The sequence below is a fragment of the Lysobacter sp. Root916 genome, from assembly GCF_001429785.1.
GTDB lineage: Bacteria > Pseudomonadota > Gammaproteobacteria > Xanthomonadales > Xanthomonadaceae > Lysobacter.
The window spans coordinates 245,453-260,454 of sequence record NZ_LMJF01000012.1; the positions used below are offsets into that span (position 1 = coordinate 245,453).

The following is a 15,002-nucleotide window of genomic DNA, read 5'->3' on the forward strand; positions in this document are numbered from 1 at the left end:
CCCGGCGGGCTTTGCCGGGTCTGGCGGGGCCGGCCGGGTCCGGGCCCGGTTTTGCTCGCTCCGCCGCGATCGGCGACAATGCGGCCCCCTCGCGCTGGCCCGCCCAGCGGTCCGCTATTCGCGCGGGACGTCTTTCACTCCCCTCGGTGACGCATGAATTTTCACGAATATCAGGCAAAGCAGCTGTTTGCCGACTATGGCATCGCGGTGCCCGCCGGGCGCGTCGCGCGCACGCCGGATGAGGCCGTTGCGGCCGCCAAGGCCATTCCTGGCGACCTCTGGGTGGTCAAGGCCCAGATCCACGCCGGTGGCCGCGGCAAGGCCGGCGGCGTCAAGCTGGCCAAGAGCTACGACGAAGTGAAGCAGTACGCCACCGCCATGCTCGGCACCCGCATGGAGACCTACCAGTCCGCCGGCGTCGCCCTGCCGATCGACACGGTGCTGATCTCCGAAGGCACCGACATCGCCAAGGAGCTGTACCTGTCGGTGTTGGTCGACCGCTCCACCAAGTCGATCACCTTCATCGCCTCCGCCGAAGGCGGCGTCGAGATCGAGAAGGTCGCGGCCGAGACGCCGGACCTGATCAAGACCCTGCACGTGAACTACATCCAGGGCCTGCAGGCCTACCAGTGCCGCGATCTCGGCTTCGACCTGGGCCTGAACGCCAAGCAGGTCGGCCAGCTGACCAAGATCATGCAGGGCCTGTACCGCCTGTTCAACGAGAAGGACCTGGCGCTGGTCGAACTGAACCCGCTGGCCATCCTCACCAACGGCGACCTCGCCGTGCTCGACGGCAAGGTCAACAGCGACGACAACGCCACGTTCCGTCACAAGGACCTGGCCGCGATGCGCGACATCCGCCAGGAAGACGAGACCGAGGTGCTGGCCAGCCAGCACGACCTCAACTACGTCACCATGGACGGCAACATCGGCTGCATGGTCAACGGCGCCGGCCTGGCGATGGCGACTATGGACGTGATCGCGCTCAACGGCGGTTCGCCGGCCAACTTCCTCGACGTCGGCGGCGGCGCCACCAAGGAACGCGTGACCGAGGCCTTCAAGCTCATCCTGAGCTCGGACAAGGTCAAGGCGATCTTCGTCAACATCTTCGGCGGCATCGTCCGCTGCGACATGATCGCCGACGGCATCATCGCCGCGGTCAAGGAAGTCGACGTCAAGGTGCCGGTGATCGTGCGCCTCGAGGGCACCAACGTCGAAGCCGGCAAGGAACTGCTGAAGAACTCGGGTCTGGCCATTACCCCGGCGGACGATATCAACGATGGCGCTAAGAAGGCGGTTGCCGCCGTCGCCGGCAAGTAAGGGGCCACTGACATGTCCGTTTTGATCAACAAGAACACCAAGGTCATCGTCCAGGGCTTCACCGGCACGCAGGGCAGCTTCCACGCCGAGCAGATGCTCGACTACGGCACCCAGGTCGTCGGCGGCGTGACCCCGGGCAAGGGCGGCACCCAGCACCTGGGCCTGCCGGTCTTCAACACCGTGCGCGACGCGGTCGCCCAGACCGGCGCCGACGCGTCGGTGATCTACGTGCCGCCGCCGTTCGCGGCCGACGCGATCCTGGAAGCGGCCGACGCCGGCATCAAGGTCATCGTCTGCATCACCGAAGGCATTCCGGTGCTGGACATGCTGCGGGTGAAGAACACCCTGGCCGGCTACCCGGACACGGTCCTGATCGGTCCGAACTGCCCCGGCGTGATCACGCCCGGCGAGTGCAAGATCGGCATCATGCCGGGCCACATCCACCTGCCGGGCAAGATCGGCATCGTGTCGCGCTCGGGCACGCTGACCTATGAAGCCGTCAAGCAGACCACCGACGCCGGCCTCGGCCAGTCGACCTGCATCGGCATCGGCGGCGACCCGATCAACGGCACCAACTTCATCGACGCGCTGAAGCTGTTCCAGAACGATCCGCAGACCGAGGGCATCATCATGGTCGGCGAAATCGGCGGCTCGGCCGAGGAAGAAGCGTCCGAGTACATCGCCCAGCACGTGACCAAGCCGGTGGTCGGCTTCATCGCCGGCGCCTCGGCTCCGGCCGGCAAGCGCATGGGCCACGCCGGCGCGATCGCGTCGGGCGGCCAGGGCACCGCCGCCGGCAAGTTCGCGGCGATGGAAAAGGCCGGCATCACCACGGTCAAGTCGCCCGGCGACCTGGGCGCGGCGATCGCGAAGCGTCTGGCGAAGTAAGCCGGCGCTGGATGTGGTTGTCGAAAAGGCCGCCTTCGGGCGGCCTTTTCGCGTTTGTGGGCCTTGGCGATTGGGCGGCCCTCACCCCAACCCCTCTCCCGCGAGCGGGAGAGGGGCTCGGTGCGTCGCTTTGGGCGGCCGGCCCGATGGGGCGGAGCCACGTGATGCTCCGGATGTCTATCAGAGCGACTTCCCATATTCCTACCCATGGCCGCGGCTTGGCCCCGCTCCCGCTTGCGTGAGAGGGGCTCGGTGCGTCGCTTTGGGGCGGCCGGCACGATGGGGCGGAGCCGCGTAATGGCCCGGATTTCCAGATGCCCCGGATCTCTATCAGAGCGACTTCCCATATTCCTACCCATGGCCGCGGCTTAGCCCCTCTCCCGCTTGCGTGAGAGGGGTTGGGGTGAGGGCCGCTTTTCCTACACGCGTGAAGCCCCGCCCATCGCAAGCTGAGATCCCCTACCAAGAACCGCGCAAGGATGCGCCCAGGCCAGAAACGCAATGACGCACGCCGCTTGCGCCGAAGCATGACCGACGCCGAGTGCCGCCTATGGTTTCATCTGCGCAATCGCGCCCTGATGGGCTGCAAATTCCATCGTCAGCACCCGATCGGGCCGTACGTCGCCGATTTCGCCTGTATCGAGCGCGGCCTGATCGTCGAAGCCGATGGCGGTCAGCACGCGGATTCGGGTGCTGACCGCGCCCGGACCCGTTTCCTCGCATCCCGCGGCTACCGCGTCCTCAGATTCTGGAACAATGACGTCCTGGCGCGGACCGAAGCGGTGCTGGAGCAGATCCATGCCGCTGTGGCCTGCGACGCCGTCAGCCTGAGCTGACCTTCTGCCAATCGAGCGCCCATGTCCCAGACCCTCCGCATCGCCCTGGCTCAGTTCGATTTCCCGGTCGGCGCCGTCGAGCGCAATGCCGAACGCATCGCCGAAATGATCGTGGAGGCGCGCGACCGGCATCGCGCCGACGTGGTGCTGTTCCCCGAACTCGCCATCAGCGGCTACCCGCCCGAGGACCTGCTGCTGCGCCCGAGCTTCCTGGCCGACTGCGAGGCCGCGCTGCTGCGCGTGGCCGCCACCACCCAGGGCATCACCGCCGTGGTCGGCTGGCCGCAGGCGGCCGGGGCGGTGGTCTACAACGCCGCCAGCGTGCTGCGCGACGGTCGCGCGGAGGCGACGTATCGCAAGCGCGAGCTGCCCAACTACGCGGTGTTCGACGAGCGTCGCTACTTCGACGTCGATCCCGACGGCGAGCGCTGCGTGTTCGAGGTCAAGGGCGTGCCGCTGGGCCTGGTGATCTGCGAGGACCTGTGGTTCCCCGAACCGCTGGCGGCGACCGCCGCGGCCGGCGCCGAGCTGGTGCTGGTGCCCAACGCCTCGCCGTTCGAGCGCGACAAGCACGCCCAGCGCGACGCCCTGATCGCCCAGCGCGTGCGCGAAAGCGGTTGCGCGCTGGCCTATCTCAACGTGGTCGGCGGCCAGGACGCGCTGGTGTTCGACGGCGCCTCGATGCTGGCCGACGGCGACGGCCGCGTGCACAACGCCGCGCGCGCGTTCGAGGATCATTGGCTGGTCGCCGACTACGACGCCGCCACGCGCGCGTTCGCGCCGGTGGCCTGGCCCGAGGAAACCGACGACGGCCGCGATTCGCTGGCCTGGCGCGCCATCGTGCGCGGCACCCGCGACTACTGCCGCAAGAACGGCTTCGATTCGGTCTGGCTGGGCCTGTCCGGCGGCATCGATTCCTCGCTGGTGCTGGCGATCGCGGTCGACGCGTTGGGCGCCGACAACGTCACCGCGGTACGCATGCCTTCGCGCTACACCGCCGGCCTGTCCAACGACCTGGCCGCCGAGCAATGCCAGGCCCAGGGCGTGCGCCTGATCGCGCTACCGATCGAAAAGCCGTTCCAGGGCTATCTGGACACCCTCGCCGAGACCTTCGCCGGCAAGGCCGTGGACGTGACCGAGGAGAACCTGCAGTCGCGCACGCGCGGCGCGCTGCTGATGGCATTGAGCAACAAGTTCGGCGGCCTGCTGCTGACCACCGGCAACAAGAGCGAGTACGCGGTCGGCTACGCCACCATCTACGGCGACATGTGCGGCGGCTACGCGCCGATCAAGGACCTCTACAAGACCGAGGTCTACGATCTGGCGCGCTGGCGCAACGCGGTCGCGGGCGCGCCGCTGATTCCGCCGGGCGTGATCGACCGCCCGCCCTCGGCCGAGCTGCGCGACAACCAGAAGGACCAGGACTCGCTGCCGCCTTACGACGTGCTCGACGCGATCCTGCTGCGCCACGTCGACCAGGAGCAGTCGCGCGACGAGATCGTCGCCGCCGGTTTCGCCGCCGACACCGTCGACCGGGTGCTGCGCCTGGTGCGCATCAGCGAGTGGAAGCGCCACCAGGCCGCGCCGGGGCCCAAGGTCTCGCACCGCGCGTTCGGGCGCGAACGCCGCTACCCGATCAGCAACGGCTACCGCGGCTGACGCCGCCGCGCCGCACGCGACGGCGCAAACGTCTTAGCATTCCCCGTCCCCCATCAGGAGCCCGTCCATGTCCAAGCAGATCATCAACACGGCCAAGGCGCCCGCCGCGATCGGCCCCTACTCGCAGGCCGTGCGCGTCGGCGACACCGTCTATCTGTCCGGCCAGATTCCGCTCGATCCGGCCAGCGGTCTGGTCATCGAGGGCGACATCGAGGCCCAGGCCCACCGCGTCTTCCTCAACCTCAAGGAAGTCTGCGAGGCCGCCGGCGGTTCGCTGGAAAAGATCGTCCGTCTCGGCCTATTCCTGACCGACCTGGGCCACTTCGGCAAGGTCAATGCGGTGATGGGCGAGTACTTCAACGCGCCGTATCCCGCACGCTCGACCGTGCAGGTCGCGGCGCTGCCGCGTGGCGTGGCCTTCGAGGCCGACGCGATCATGGTGCTGGACTGATCCCAGTCGCGATCGCGGCGGTGCGCGGCCGGCGCATCGTTCCGGGGGGGGCGGGCAGGGCTCGCACGGCCCGCGCCCTGGGTGCCGCAAAACCTACAGATGTTCCAAAAGCCGTTCGTGGCGAGCCCGTCGAACCGCGAGCGCTGTCGCAGGTCGCTGCGGACCTCGCGTCGCGCGGTTGCGAATCGGCGGCTCAGTCCGGCGCGGTCCTGCGCACCGCCGCCTCTTCCAGCAGCCGCTCGCGCGCCTCGCGCGGGGTGGTCTGGGTCAGGCGCTTGAACGCGCGTCGGAACTCGCGCGGGTCCTTGTAGCCGATCGCCGCCGCGATGCTGGCGATCGGGCGTTCGCGGTCGCGCAGCAGGGCATAGGCCTGGTCGATGCGCAGCCGGTCGTGCAGCGCGTTGTAGCGCGTGCCTTCGGCGCTGAGCTGGCGGCGCAGAGTGCGCTCGCTCACGTGCAACTGCGCGGCGATGTCGGCCAGCTTGGGGTCGCTCGCCAGTTGCGCGCGCAACAGCCGCTCCACCGCCGCCGTGGTCTCGCCCGGGGCCTGGGTCGCGGGCATCTGCGCGCGCAAGAGCGCCAGCACCTGCTGCGCCGCGATCGGGTTGTGGGTGCTCAGCGGATGCGCCAGCCAGCGTTCGTCCAGGACCAGCCGGTCCTGCGGCTGGTCGAAGGCGATCGGGCATTCGAACACCTCGCGATAGCGTTCGGCGTAGTCCGGTGCCGGGTAGCTGAACTCCAGGCGCAGGGGCTTGAGCGCCGCGCCGACCAGCCCGCGCGCCAGCGCCAGGCAGCTGGCGAAGAACTCCTCGCACACGAAGCGGTGGATGGCCGCGTTGGCCACGATCATCTCGCCGGCCAGGGCGATCTCGCCCGGCGCGGCCGCGCTTTCGACGAAGCGCATCAGGCTGCCGACCACCGGCGTGAAGCGCAGGCCCAGCGCGATCGCCTCGCCGAAGGTGGCGGCGGTGGTCATGGCCAGGCCGAGCAGGCCGAAGTTGCCGACGTTCTGCTGTGCGCCCAGGTCCAGCCCGATCGACGGCGGTAGTACCCGCAGCGCGCGTTCGACCACGATCGCGGTCTGGCGGTCGGGCAGGCGCACGCCGGGGTCGTCGATCTGGGCGCGGGTGAGCTGGGTGCCCAGCAGCCAGTCGGCGCTGGACACGCCGTGTTCCTCCGCGCTACGGAACAGGCCCCACAGCAGATTCGGCGACATCAGGGCGATGTCGGTGCGCGGCGCTTCCTGGATCCGGTGCGGCATCGTTCTCGCAACTTGGCCGTTAATCCCCCCTTAGTGTGCCGCAACTGCCCTCACGCGCGCGCGCGACCGCGGCCGAGACTCGTGAATGGAACGGCGGCGTCGGTAGGGGGGATGCCGCGCGGCCCGACGCAGCGGCGCGCGAGCGCSCCAGCCACGACCACACGGGGAGCGCAAGACTCGATGAGCAGACTGACCCTGGCACTCGCGATCCTGATCGCCCTGACCGCCTGCGGCCGCGACGCCGGACCGGCGCACGTGCCCAGCGCGCAGGTCGCAGCGGGCGATCCGGCCTACGCCGAAACCCTGCGCACGCGCCTGCTCGACGCCAAACCCGGCGACGTGATCGAGGTGCCGGCCGGCCGCTACAGCTTCGACCGCAGCCTCAGCCTGCGCGTGGACGGCGTGACCATCCGCGGCGCCGGCCCCGACAAGTCGGTGCTCAGCTTCAAGGGCCAGAAAGCGGGCGCCGAAGGCCTGCTGGTCAACGCCAGCCACTTCACCCTCGAGAACATCGCCATCGAGGACAGCAAGGGCGACGGCCTCAAGGTCAACGAAGGCGAGCACATCACCATCCGCAACGTGCGCGTGGAGTGGACCGGCGGGCCCAGCACCAAGAACGGCGCCTACGGCCTGTATCCGGTCAAGACCCGCAACGTGCTGATCGAGAACTCGGTGGCGATCGGCGCCTCCGACGCCGGCATCTACGTCGGCCAGTCGCGCGACGTGATCGTGCGCAACAGCCGTGCCGAGTTCAACGTCGCCGGCATCGAGATCGAGAACACCGTCAACGCCGACGTCTACGACAACGTGGCCACCAACAACACCGGCGGCATCCTGGTGTTCAACATGCCGGCGCTGTCGCAGCAGGGTGGGGCCATCCGGGTGTACAAGAACAAGGTGTACAAGAACAACACCGCCAACTTCGGCGCCAAGGGCACGCCGGTGGCCAGCGTGCCGGCGGGCAGCGGCGTGGTGGTCAATTCCAACGACGACGTCGAGATCTTCGACAACGACATCAGCGACAACGCCACCACCAACATCATCATTTCCAGCGTCTACTCGACCGGCTACAAGGACGATCAGGCGGCCAAGGACTTCGATCCCTATCCCGAGCGCATCTCGGTCTACGGCAACCGCTTGTCCGGCGGCGGCGACGCGCCCGACGGCTTCGACCTGAAGGCGCTCAAGGTGGCCAGCTACGGTCTCACCGGCCGCCTGCCCGATGTGCTCTGGGACGGCTACCGCAATCCCAAGCCGGCCAAGCCCGGCGATCCGCACCTGTGTCTGCGCGACGTGTCGGGCGTGCTCAACGCCGACGGCCCCGGCGGCTACAAGAACCCGAGCAAGGACATGGCGGCCTACAACTGCACCCTGCCCAAACTGCCGGCCATCGACCTCAAGCGCGGCTAAGCGATGACGGGATTGCGATCGCGCACCTGCTTGCTGTTATTGCTGCTGTTGTCGGTGCTGGCCGCCTGCGAGCGCGCACCGGCGCCGGTGCGCTTCCATGCCGAGGGCCAGCCGGCCCTGCTCAGCGAATGGGGCGTGTTGCGCGTGGCCGATCGCCACTTGCGCCTCAACGAAGGTGTGGTGCCCTACGAACTCAACACGCCGCTGTTCAGCGACTACGCGCACAAGCTGCGCACGGTGTGGATGCCCAAGGGCGCATCGGCGCGCTACAGCGCCGAGGGCGCGTTCGAGTTTCCGGTCGGTACCGTGGTCAGCAAGACCTTTTACTACCCGCGCGTACCCGGCCAGGCCGCGGACAGCGACGTGGTCGTGCGCAGTAACAGCGCCGACGGCGAGTTCCGCGACGGCGGCCTGGACCTGGCCAAGGTGCGATTGATCGAAACCCGCCTGCTGGTGCGGCGCCAGGAAGGCTGGATCGCGCTGCCCTACGTGTGGAATGCCGAGCAGACCGAAGCCAAGCTGATGCGCGGCGGCGAACTGGTGGCGCTGAGCCTGCAGGCCGCCGACGGCAGCCGCGAGGACGCGACTTATCAGGTTCCCGATCAGAACCAATGCGGCGGCTGCCACGGCACCGACATCAAGAGCAAGGCGCTGCAGCCGATCGGCCTGAAGGCGCGCCATCTCAATCGCGAGTTCGACTACGCCGGCGGTCGCGCCAACCAGCTCGCGCATTGGCAGCAGTTGGGTTACCTGCGCGATGCGCCGGCGCCCGGCGCCGCGCCGCATGCGGCCGACTGGCGCGACACCGCGCGCGCCAGCCTGGACGCGCGCGCGCGCGCCTACCTCGATATCAACTGCGGTCATTGCCACAGCCCCAAAGGACCGGGCAACACCTCGGGCCTGTGGCTGGATGCGGCCACCGAAGAGCCGCTGCGGCTGGGCCGCTGCAAGCTGCCGATCGCTGCGGGCAAGGGCACCGGCGACCGCCGCCACGACATCGTGCCGGGCGATCCGGACGCGTCGATCCTGACCTACCGCATGGACAGCGACGACCCCTCGGCGATGATGCCGGAGGTCGGTCGCTCCGTGGTGCATCGCGAAGGCGTGACGCTGATCCGAGAATGGATCGCGGCGCAGCAGGGAGATTGCGGCTAGCGCCCGGCGAGGCGTGCGCTGCCTGGGGAGGACGACGGGCGTGTTCGGGGGAACGCGTCGTCCATGTCGAAAACGAGCGTGAAGGAAGATCACGATGCTCTTGCGTAAACATAAGTTGGTCACCGCGATCGCCGCGCTTTGCGGCGGTGCCGTCCTCACCTTCGGCGCGCCGTCCACGGCGCTGGCGCAGTCCGCCGCGACCGAGCCGCAGCCGCGCGCCGAGGCCAAGGACCTCGACGCCATCACCGTCACCGCGCAGAGCCGCGAGCAGGAACTGCAGGACGTGCCGATCGCCCTGCAGGTGGTGAGCGACCAGCTCATCGACGACGTCGCCGCCAAGGACCTGGGCGATCTCGACAGCTTCGTGCCGGGCCTGGTGGTGAACAGCCAACAGCCGACCCAGCCCAGCTTCCAGCTGCGCGGCATCAGCACCGACGACTTCGGCATCGGCACCGACCCGGCGGTCGGCATCTACGTCGACGGCGTCTACGCCGGCCGCGGCGGCGGCGTGCTGCTGCCGTTCACCGACGTGGAGCGCATCGAAATCCTCAAGGGCCCGCAGGGCACCCTGTTCGGCCGCAACACCGCCGCCGGCGCGGTGTCCATCATCACCCGCAAGCCCGGCAGCGAAACCGAAGCCGCCGCGCGCCTGCGCCTGGGCAACGAAGGACGCGTCTACGCCGACGCGATGGTCAACTTGCCCACCGGCGAGGACGCGGCCCTGCGCGTGAACGCGTTGTTCAACCACAGCGACGGCTGGATCCAGGACGCCAACACCGGCCGCGATCTCAACCCCGAGAACAACTGGGCCACGCGCGCCGCGTTCCGGCTGGGCCTGGGCGAGCGCACCACCGCCACCTTGAGCTGGGACCACGAGAACCTGGACCAGCTCGGCCAGGCCACCACCGGCATCGTGCCGCTGCCGCCGCGGCCGGGCCTGCCGACCCTGCCGGTGGACGAGTTGGGCTACCTGGATCCGCGCAAGGTGCCCACCGCCTCCGACGCCGAAGGCAACGAGGAGTCGCGCCGCTTCGACGGCGTCACCCTGATCGTCGACCACGGCTTCGACTGGGGCACGCTGACCATGACCAGCTCCTGGCGCGACTACGACTCGGTCAACCGCGTCGAAGAGGACGGCACCGACCGCAACTACCTCTACGTCGACTCCACCAATACCGAGAGCAACGAAAGCCTGTACCAGGAGTTCAAGTTCGCCGGCAGCACCGACCGCATCGACTGGGTCGCCGGCGCCAGCTACTTCAAGGAGGAGGCCGACCAGACCAGCGAGGTCAACGCCCTGACCGACTCGGTGGATACCATCGTCCACAACCTGGGCCTGGCGCCCACGCCCACCGGCTATCTGTTCGGCTACGTCGACCAGCAACTGGCCGCGTTTGGCATTCCGATCCGACTGCGCGGCCACCGCTGGAACGAGAAGTTCATCAATACCCTGGAGACCCAGTCCTACGCGGTGTTCGGCGACGTGATCTGGCATGCCACCGACAAGCTCAACCTGACCTTCGGCCTGCGCTACACCCGCGACGAGAAAGAATTCAGCTGGCTCAACAACCCGCGTTCGGCGCCCGAGCTGGATGCGGCGCTGGACCAGTTGGAAGCGATGGGCTTCTTCGCCCTGGCAGGCATCCCACGCGAGACCTTCGTCTTCGACGTGGCCTTCATCGACCCGCCGGCCATGCTCAACAAGGGCGTGACCAACCGCGCCAAACGCTCCTGGAGCGATGTCAGCCCGCGCTTCGTCGCCGACTACCATTTCAACGACAACACCATGGGTTACGCCTCGCTGGCCAAGGGCTACAAGGCCGGCGGGTTCAACTCGCTGCAGATCGGCAGCCGCTTTGACAACGAGGACGTGTGGAATCTGGAGTTCGGTCTGAAGCAGTCCTTCCCCGATCATCGCCTGCAGTACAACCTGTCGGCCTACTACTACGTTTACGACAACCGCCAGGCGGTGGTGCTGGACATGAGCACCACCATCCCGCGCTTCGTCGTCGACACCTCGGACATGGAAGCCTACGGCGTGGACTTCGATGCGCGCTGGCAGGTCACCGACGGCCTGGGCCTGGACTTCAACGCCGCCTTCATCGACGCCACTTACAAGAACTACGCGTCGATCAGCGGCCTGGACCTGTCGGGCAAGCCCACCGGCGTGCCGCACTGGTTCCTGGCCGGCGGCATGAACTACCAGTGGTACCTGCAGGAGCACGGCGACCTGCGTCTCTCGCTGCGTCACGCCTACCGCAGCAAGAAGCGCTGCAACACCGAATCGGTGGCGCAGGGCGACTGCGGGCCCAGCCCGGCGCTGGACCTGGACGAGTCGCGCAACCGCACCGACGTGCGCCTGGCCTGGACCGCACCCAACGGCCATTGGGGCCTGGCCCTGTTCGGCAACAACGTGTTCGACAACCAGTACATCAATTCCCTGGGTACCTACGGCAAGACCGTGCTCGGCACCGTCGGCGCGCGCGTGACCGAGCCGCGCACCTTTGGTGTGGAGTTCAACGCGAAGTTTTGAAGGCCGGGATTCGAGATTCGGAATTCGGGATTCGACAGAGCGACCAGCGAGGGCCCGCCCATGGCGGGCTCTTCGCTTTTGCGAATCCCGAATCCCTAATCCCGACTCTCGGCCTTTATGCTTAGCGCATGCCGAAGCGCAAGGGCGGGGCGTCCGTCGATCTCCAATTGCAGCCGCTCTCCAGCCTGCCCGGGGTCGGCCCGAGCGTGGCCGAGAAACTCGCCGCGCGCGGTCTGAACAGCCTGCAGGACCTGTGGCTGCAATTGCCGCGGCAGTACGAGGACCGCACCTCGATCACCCCGATCCGCTTGCTGCAGCCGGGCGTGCCGGCGCAGGTCGAAGGCCGCGTCGAAGCGGTCGAGCGCGGCTTCCGCTATCGCCCGCTGCTGCGGGTGGCGATCGGCGACGACAGCCGCGGCACCCTGGTGCTGCGCTTCTTCCATTTCCGCGCCGCCCAGGTCGCGCAGTTCCGGGTCGGCGCGCGCGTGCGCTGCTACGGCACGCCCAAGCCCGGCCAGATCGGCCTGGAGATCGTGCATCCCAGCTATCGCGTGCTCGACGATCACGACGACAGCGCGCTGGGCGAGCGCCTGGATCCGGTCTATCCCGCGGTCGAGGGCATCGGCCCGGCTTCGCTGCGGCGCCTGATCGGCCTGGCCCTGGACCGCCTGCCCGACGAGGACGCGCTGGAGCTGTTGCCGCGCGAGCTGCGCGAGCGCCTGCAACTGCCGACCCTGCGCGAGGCCCTGCTGACCGTGCACCGGCCGCCGCAGGATGCCGACGTGGCCGCGCTGATCGCCGGCACCCATCCGGCCCAGCGCCGGCTGGCGCTGGAGGAACTGCTGGCCCATCACCTCAGCCTGCGTCGTCAGCGCATCGCCCAGCAGGCGCACAAGGCGCCCGCTTTGAAGGGCCTGGCCCTGGCCGAGCGCCTGCGCAAGGCCCTGCCGTTCGCGCTCACCGGCGCCCAGCAGCGCGTGTTCGCGCAGATCCGCGCCGACCTCGCCAAGCCCTCGCCGATGCTGCGCCTGGTTCAGGGCGACGTCGGCAGCGGCAAGACCGTGGTGGCGGCGATGGCGGCGATGATCGCGGTGCATGCCGGCCGCCAGGCCGCGCTGATGGCGCCGACCGAACTGCTGGCCGAGCAGCACCTCAACAACCTGCGCGGCTGGCTGGAACCGCTGGACGTGCGGGTGGCCTGGCTGGCCGGCAAGGTCACCGGCCGCGCGCGCGCCAAGGTGCTGGAACAGGTGGCCTCGGGCGAGGCCCAGGTGGTGGTCGGCACCCACGCGCTGATGCAGGAGGGCGTGGCCTTCCGCGATCTGGCGTTGGCGATCGTCGATGAGCAGCACCGCTTCGGCGTGCACCAGCGCCTGGCGCTACGCGACAAGGGCGCGGGCGGGGAGGTCGGCGCGAACGCGATCGTCCCGCACCAGTTGGTGATGACCGCCACCCCGATCCCGCGCACCCTGGCGATGGCCGCCTATGCCGATCTGGACGTGTCGGCGATCGACGAACTGCCGCCCGGGCGCACGCCGGTGCAGACGGTGGCGCTCAGCGAGGAACGCCGTCCGGAGCTGGTCGAGCGCATCCGCGGCGCCTGCGCCGAGGGCCGCCAGGCCTATTGGGTCTGCACCCTGATCGACGATTCCGACGAGGTGGTGGCGCAGGCCGCGCAGACCACCTTCGAGGAGCTGTCGCGGCAGCTAGCCGAGCTGCGCGTGGGCCTGGTCCACGGCCGCATGAAGGCCAGCGAGAAGCAGGCGACCATGCGCGCGTTCAAGGACGGCGACATCGACCTGCTGGTCGCGACCACGGTGATCGAGGTCGGCGTGGACGTACCCAATGCCTCGCTGATGATCGTCGAGAACGCCGAGCGCCTGGGCCTGGCGCAGCTGCACCAGCTGCGCGGCCGGGTCGGGCGCGGCCGCGCCGCGTCCAGCTGCGTGCTGCTGTACCGCGCGCCGCTGTCGGGGCTGGCGCGGCAACGCCTGGAGACCATGCGCCAGACCCACGACGGCTTCGTGATCGCCGAGAAGGATCTGGAATTGCGCGGCCCGGGCGAACTGCTGGGCACGCGCCAGACCGGTCTGGCCGGCTTCCGCGTCGCCGACCTGGCCCGCGACGCCGACCTGCTGCCGCAGGTGCAGGCGCTGGGCGAGCGCCTGCTCGCCGACGCGCCCGAGATCGCCCAGCGCATCGTCGAACGCTGGGTCGGCGGCGCCGCGCGCTACGCTTCGGCGTAGGCGGGCGGGCGCCCCCATGCGCCGCGGTATCCGGGCGGCGCCGCTGAATTGACGAAATCGGCTGGTTTTGATCGATACAAATGCGCGACGGCTTGGTCGATAATCGGGCCAACCCCCTGGGAAGCAGGCCATGCCCGCCGTCCGCTCCAACGCCGCCGTCCTGCCCGCGCCGGCCGCCGCCGGCACTCCGGTCCCTCGTCGCGGCGAGACCGCGCTAGCGGTGCACGTGTCGGAACCGGCATGCTCGCCGGCTATGACGGTCCATCCCAAGTGCGCGCAGCTGCGCGATCTGATCGCCGCCGATGTCGGCGGCACCCATGCCCGGGTCGGACATGTGCGCGTCGGCGACGACGGCACGCTGTCGGTACTGCGCTTTCGCCAATACGCCTGCGCGCAGGCCCCCAGCCTGGCCGCGATCCTGCGCGACTTCGCCGAAGAGGCGCAGGTGGCGCCGGAACACGCGGTGGTCGCGATCGCCGGGCGCCTGGACGGCGACCGCCTGCTCAACAGCAATCTGCCCTGGCCGGTGTCGCTGGAGCGCACCCGGCTGGAGGCCGGCTGCGGACAGTTGGCCCTGCTCAACGATTTCGAAGCCGTGGCCTACGCGGTGCCGCGCCTGGACCCGGCGCGCATGCTGCACATCTGCGGCGACGCCGCCGCCAACGCCGGCCCGGCGCTGGTGCTGGGCCCGGGCACCGGCTTCGGCGCCGCGCTGTACGTGCCGGGCTCGCCCGCGCGCGTGCTGGCCAGCGAAGCCGGCCACGCCGCGCTGGCCGCGGGCACGCCGCGCGAACTGGATCTGCTGCGGCAACTGCTGCAACGCTGGCCGCACGTGGACAACGAACGCGTGCTGTCCGGCCCCGGTCTGGTCCACACCTACGAAGCGCTATGCGCGCTGGACGCGGCGCCGCCGCGACTGGACACGCCCGAAGCCATCGCCGCGGCCGCGCAGCGCGGCGACGATGCGCAGGCGGTGGAGGCGCTGTCGATCTTCTGCGCCATGCTCGGCAGCCTGGCCGGCGACCTCGCCGTGACCTTCGGCGCGCAGTCGGTGTACCTGGCCGGCGGCATCCCGGCCCAGATCGCGCCGTTCCTGCTGGCCAGCGATTTCGCCGCGCGCTTCCGCAACAAGGGCGTGTTCGCCGAGCTGATGGCGCGCACGCCGGTGCGGCTGGTCGAGCACGGCCAACGCGGCCTGCTCGGCGCCGCCGCCTATTACCTGGAGCGCCACGCCGGCGACTGA

Annotated in this window: 11 protein-coding genes; 10 read left to right on the forward strand and 1 reads right to left on the reverse strand. The window is 69.3% G+C overall.

The features are described 5' to 3' along the window. Positions 1-153: 153 nt before the first annotated feature. The 5 genes from sucC to ASE35_RS10735 all read left to right on the forward strand — a co-directional run bounded on the left by sucC (position 154) and on the right by ASE35_RS10735 (position 5,154). Positions 154-1,320 (forward strand): ADP-forming succinate--CoA ligase subunit beta, encoded by a 1,167-nt coding sequence (gene sucC, locus ASE35_RS10715; RefSeq protein ID WP_056179243.1) that lies wholly within the window; start codon positions 154-156, stop codon positions 1,318-1,320. A 12-nt stretch (positions 1,321-1,332) separates the two neighbouring features. Further along, positions 1,333-2,208, forward strand: a complete 876-nt coding sequence (gene sucD, locus ASE35_RS10720; protein WP_056179245.1) for a succinate--CoA ligase subunit alpha — start codon at positions 1,333-1,335, stop codon at positions 2,206-2,208. A 479-nt stretch (positions 2,209-2,687) separates the two neighbouring features. Next, a complete protein-coding gene (locus ASE35_RS10725; RefSeq protein ID WP_057163822.1) occupies positions 2,688-3,044 on the forward strand; it encodes an endonuclease domain-containing protein in 357 nt (118 codons plus the stop codon). Between the two features lie 21 nt (positions 3,045-3,065). Beyond that, positions 3,066-4,703 carry an NAD+ synthase gene (locus tag ASE35_RS10730; protein ID WP_057163823.1) on the forward strand — a complete coding sequence of 546 codons (1,638 nt, stop codon included), beginning with the start codon at positions 3,066-3,068 and terminating at the stop codon, positions 4,701-4,703. A gap of 67 nt (positions 4,704-4,770) precedes the next feature. Further along, entirely contained in the window at positions 4,771-5,154 is a 384-nt protein-coding gene (locus ASE35_RS10735; RefSeq protein ID WP_056179256.1) for a RidA family protein, read from the forward strand. Positions 5,155-5,347: 193 nt separating this feature from the next. Here the strand turns inward: ASE35_RS10735 and ASE35_RS10740 are convergent, their stop codons facing one another. Then, positions 5,348-6,415 carry an AraC family transcriptional regulator gene (locus ASE35_RS10740; protein ID WP_056179259.1) on the reverse strand — a complete coding sequence of 356 codons (1,068 nt, stop codon included), beginning with the start codon at positions 6,413-6,415 and terminating at the stop codon, positions 5,348-5,350. A gap of 180 nt (positions 6,416-6,595) precedes the next feature. Between ASE35_RS10740 and ASE35_RS10745 the strand changes: the two genes are divergently transcribed. The 5 genes from ASE35_RS10745 (at position 6,596) to ASE35_RS10765 (ending at position 15,002) form a co-directional block, all read left to right on the forward strand. After that, positions 6,596-7,825, forward strand: coding sequence for a parallel beta-helix domain-containing protein (locus ASE35_RS10745; protein ID WP_056179262.1), 1,230 nt, complete (start codon positions 6,596-6,598; stop codon positions 7,823-7,825). Positions 7,826-7,828: 3 nt separating this feature from the next. Then, the gene (locus tag ASE35_RS10750) at positions 7,829-8,980 is read left to right on the forward strand and encodes an SO2930 family diheme c-type cytochrome (protein ID WP_057160536.1); all 1,152 of its coding nucleotides are present in this window, start codon (positions 7,829-7,831) and stop codon (positions 8,978-8,980) included. Positions 8,981-9,074: 94 nt separating this feature from the next. After that, positions 9,075-11,513 (forward strand): TonB-dependent receptor, encoded by a 2,439-nt coding sequence (locus tag ASE35_RS10755; RefSeq protein ID WP_082611229.1) that lies wholly within the window; start codon positions 9,075-9,077, stop codon positions 11,511-11,513. Positions 11,514-11,641: 128 nt separating this feature from the next. Continuing rightward, positions 11,642-13,759: an ATP-dependent DNA helicase RecG gene (recG, locus tag ASE35_RS10760; RefSeq protein ID WP_056179270.1), complete on the forward strand. Its 2,118-nt coding sequence runs from the start codon at positions 11,642-11,644 to the stop codon at positions 13,757-13,759. A gap of 130 nt (positions 13,760-13,889) precedes the next feature. After that, on the forward strand, positions 13,890-15,002 hold the full coding sequence (locus tag ASE35_RS10765; protein WP_255357133.1) for a glucokinase: 1,113 nt from the start codon (positions 13,890-13,892) through the stop codon (positions 15,000-15,002).